The 3,766-nt window shown below is 64.4% G+C and carries 2 protein-coding genes; both read right to left on the bottom strand.

Going from position 1 to position 3,766, the window contains the following annotated elements; all coding sequences use genetic code 11:
* Positions 1-2,194, bottom strand: a 2,194-nt coding sequence (locus PHX69_RS15650; RefSeq protein ID WP_288045001.1) for a PAS domain-containing protein, incomplete at its 3' end; no start/stop codon positions are given.
* Between the two features lie 48 nt (positions 2,195-2,242).
* A partial coding sequence (locus PHX69_RS15645; RefSeq protein WP_288044998.1) for a putative bifunctional diguanylate cyclase/phosphodiesterase occupies positions 2,243-3,766 on the bottom strand: 1,524 nt, incomplete at its 5' end.

The following is a 3,766-nucleotide window of genomic DNA, read 5'->3' as shown; positions in this document are numbered from 1 at the left end:
CGATCAGCACCTGCTGGAACAGCACCTGGGCGGCCACACGCTCTTGCAGCTCTTTTTGCTCCTGGATGTCCACGTTCACGCCCACCATGCGCTCGGCCACGCCATCGGCATTGCGGAAAATACGGGCCGCACACAAAAACCAGCGCAGCCCGCCTTGCGTGCGCTCCATGCGCCAGGTGTCGCGGAAATCGGTTTGCTGGCCCGCCAGTGCAGCGTCCATGCGTGCCAATGCGCCCACGCTGTCTTCGGGAGCAAGGCGGCGCAACCAGGTGGCGCGCCAGTCGTCAAACACGCGCTCACTGATGCCATCTTTGTCGGCCAGCTTTTGCGTCCAGATGGCGCGCGCGCTGCGCAGGTCAATATCGAAGACACCGATCTTGCCCGCCTCCTGGGCCAGTTCCAGGCGTTCACGGGCCTGGCGCATGGCCACCTCAACGCACCGGGCTTCGGTGACATCGTCAATCACCCAGATCGCTGCGCGGCTACAGCCCTGGATGTGGACACGGCGTCCGGACAGGCGCGCCTCAAAGCTGCTGCCGTTCAGGCGTTGCAGCGTCCAGTCCAGGCGCACCGGCTGGCCACTGTCGAACAACGGCTCCACCTGTGCAGAGAACGCAGCGTGCTGCTCCAGACTGCCAAAGAGCACGCTGGTGCGCTGGCCCGCTGCCTGCGCTGATCCCAGGCCCACCAGAGCAGCAAAAGCCGGATTGAACTTGCGCATGGCGCCATCACAGACCAACAGCACAGGGGGAGCGTTGTCAAAAATAGCGTTTTGCTCTTCAAGCAGCTCCTGAAGACGGGACTCGCTGGCGCGCAGCTCTTGCTGCTCGCGCAAGCGCTCGGTCACATCCTGGTGCAAGCCAACCAGGGCAATACACACCCCCTGGCGGTTCAGCACGGGCAGGATGGTGGACTCATCGTGGTATTGCGTGCCATCGCGGCGGCAGTTGGTGAAATGCCCTTTCCAGGGCCTCCCCGCCACCAGGGTGGCCCACATGTCGTGGTACGTGTGCGCTGGCGTCTGCCCGCTGGACAGCATCGAGGGCTTGCACCCACGCACTTCTTGCAAGCTATAGCCGGTATTGCGCTCAAACTCGGGGTTCACCCAGTCGATCACGCCCCGGGCATCGGTCACCACGACGGCCAGCGGGCTGTTTTCCAAGGCAGCGCCCAGCACACCCAGGCGCTCCAGTGTGGCGGCCATGCGCTGGCGACCCGAAAGCAGCGCCAGCAGCAAAAATCCCGGAACAACCAGCAGTGCAAAGGCCGCAGCGCCATAACGCAGGCTGTCCGCAGGCGCCAGCACCTGGCTGATGTTGTCGAGCATCACCAAAGTCCAGGCACCGGCGGGATCACCCCAATCCAGATCACGCTGTTGCACGGTGTGTGCCAGGCCGTCGAGCAGCACTTCGGTGGCCGTGGGCGAAAACGGCAGCGCTGAAGCCACGCCGTTGTCAAACGAGCGGCCAAACTGGGCCAGCGCACCAATGGCATCGATGCGACTTTGCGTCAGGGGCGGCGCCACGGCATAGAGCCACTCCGGGCGCGTGGCAGCCACCGCCACGCCCTGGGGCGACAGCAGCAGCAAAGGACTGCCGACCTGGGCGATCAGCGCATCCAGCGGCGCCAGGGACAGTCGCAGCACCACGGTTCCCAGCATCGGTGCGGCCAGCGCATGGTCGGCGCGCACCGGCGCAGCCACATACAAGCCGCGCTCGTGGCTGTGTGTACCCACAGCGGCCTGCACCGTCAGGTGCGTGCGCGCCGCCAACTCCAGGCGCCGCAAAAAAGGCGCACTGCCATCAAACACCTGGGCACCTTCCGCATCCTGCGCCAGGATGCGGCCTTGCGCATCCAGCACATGGATGCTTTCAGCGGCAAAACGTGCCCGTGCCGCAGACAGCATCACTGCCACGGCGGGCTCATCGACAGACAGCAACCCCTGCACCAGCAGTTTGAGCACGGGCTCGTCGGCAGCCATGTTGAGCAACTTGTCTTTGACCAACCCCTGGGGGGCCTGCACAGCCAGCGCATGGACCGCCAGTTCCAGCACCTGTGCGCGTGCGGTATGGCGCTCGTGCAGACGCTGGTCGCGCGCCAGGTACACCGCCAGCACTGCGCCCAAAAGCGACACCAGCAGCACCATGGCGACGCCCCGCACACTGAGGTCGCGCGGCTCTGAGGCCTTGCGCATCAGCACGCCAGAACACCCATTGGTACAGCCACCTGCACAGGCAAGCACTCAGGCGTGCAGCAGAACATCCATGTCCTCCGCAGAACCAGGCCGACCAAACAGGTAACCCTGAAACTGCTCACAGCCGTGCAAACGCAAAAATCCGAGCTGCCCGGTGGTCTCCACCCCCTCGGCCACCACCGCCAAATCCAGGCTTTGCGCCAGCGCCAAGATGGTGCGCACGATAGCGGCGTCATTGGGATCGGTGAGCACATCGCGCACAAAGCTCTGGTCAATCTTCACCTGGTCCAGCGGCAGGCGCTTGAGGTAGCTCAGGCTGGAATAGCCGGTGCCAAAGTCGTCCAGGGCAAAGCCCACGCCATGGCGTTTGAGCTGCCCCATGCGCTCAATCGTGCATTCCAGGTCGCCCAGCAGCATGCTTTCGGTCAACTCTATTTTGAGTCGGCGCGGGTTGGCACCGCTGGCTTGCAGGGTTTGCAACACCTCGGCGACAAAGCCGGGCTGGCGAAACTGGCGCGCACTCACATTCACGGCCAGGCTCAGGTGGGCGGCCTGTGGGTCGCGTGCCCAGCGCACCAGCTGCGCGCAGGCCACTTGGAGGATGTGCCGCCCCAGCGGCAGGATCAGGCCGGTCTGCTCGGCCAGCGGAATGAATTCGGCAGGGCTGATAAACCCCCGCACGGGATGGCGCCAACGCGCCAATGCTTCGGCCCCCTGCACGCGGCCACGGGCATCCACTACCGGCTGGTAGTGAACAAACAGCTCGTTGCCTGCCAGGCCCTGGCGCAAATCGGCCTCCAGACTGGCGCGCGCCAGCAAGGCGGCCTGCATGGCCGGATCAAAAAACCGCTGCGTATTGCGCCCCGCTGCCTTGGCCTGGTACATGGCCAGGTCAGCGCGCTTGAGCAGCTCATCAACGCTGTGGCGCTCCTGCCCAAACAGCGCAATACCGATGCTGGGGGTGCTGTAGTGGGGCTGGCCAGCCAGCGCATAGGGAATGTTGAGGGCCGCCAGCAGTTTGTCTGCCACGAACTCGGCCTCTACCACGGCCTGGGCCAGCCCGCTGGACAGACCGTCCAGCATGACGACGAACTCGTCACCACCAAAGCGCGCCACCGTATCCACCTCGCGCACCGTCTGCACCAGGCGCGCGGCCACCTGGGTCAGCAGCAGGTCGCCCACGTCGTGGCCCAAGGTGTCATTGAGGTCTTTGAAGTTGTCCAGGTCAATGAACAGCAGGGCACCGTGGCGTCGGTGGCGCAAACACACCGACATGGCATGTTGCAGGCGCTCCAGCAGCAAACGGCGGTTGGGCAGGCCAGTCAGTGCATCGTAAAAAGCGAGTCGCTCAATTTCCTGTTCGGTCTGCTTGCGCTTGGTGATGTCAATGGTGTAACCATGCAGCAGCAAACCACCATCGGCCTCCGCCTGCGGCACCGCGCTGGTCATGTGCCAGCGCACACTGCCATCGTCGGACAGCACGCGGTATTCGCGCTGCCAGGGGTGCAAATCGCAGGCCGATTGATCAATGGCACTGCGCAACATGTCCATGTCTTGGGGGTGAACCTGCTG

It is taken from the genome of Simplicispira sp. (assembly GCF_028687295.1).
In the GTDB taxonomy this organism is placed as follows: Bacteria; Pseudomonadota; Gammaproteobacteria; order Burkholderiales; family Burkholderiaceae_C; genus Simplicispira; species Simplicispira metamorpha.
Note: the sequence above shows the minus strand (reverse complement) of the source record. Positions and strands in the feature narration are given on the sequence as shown.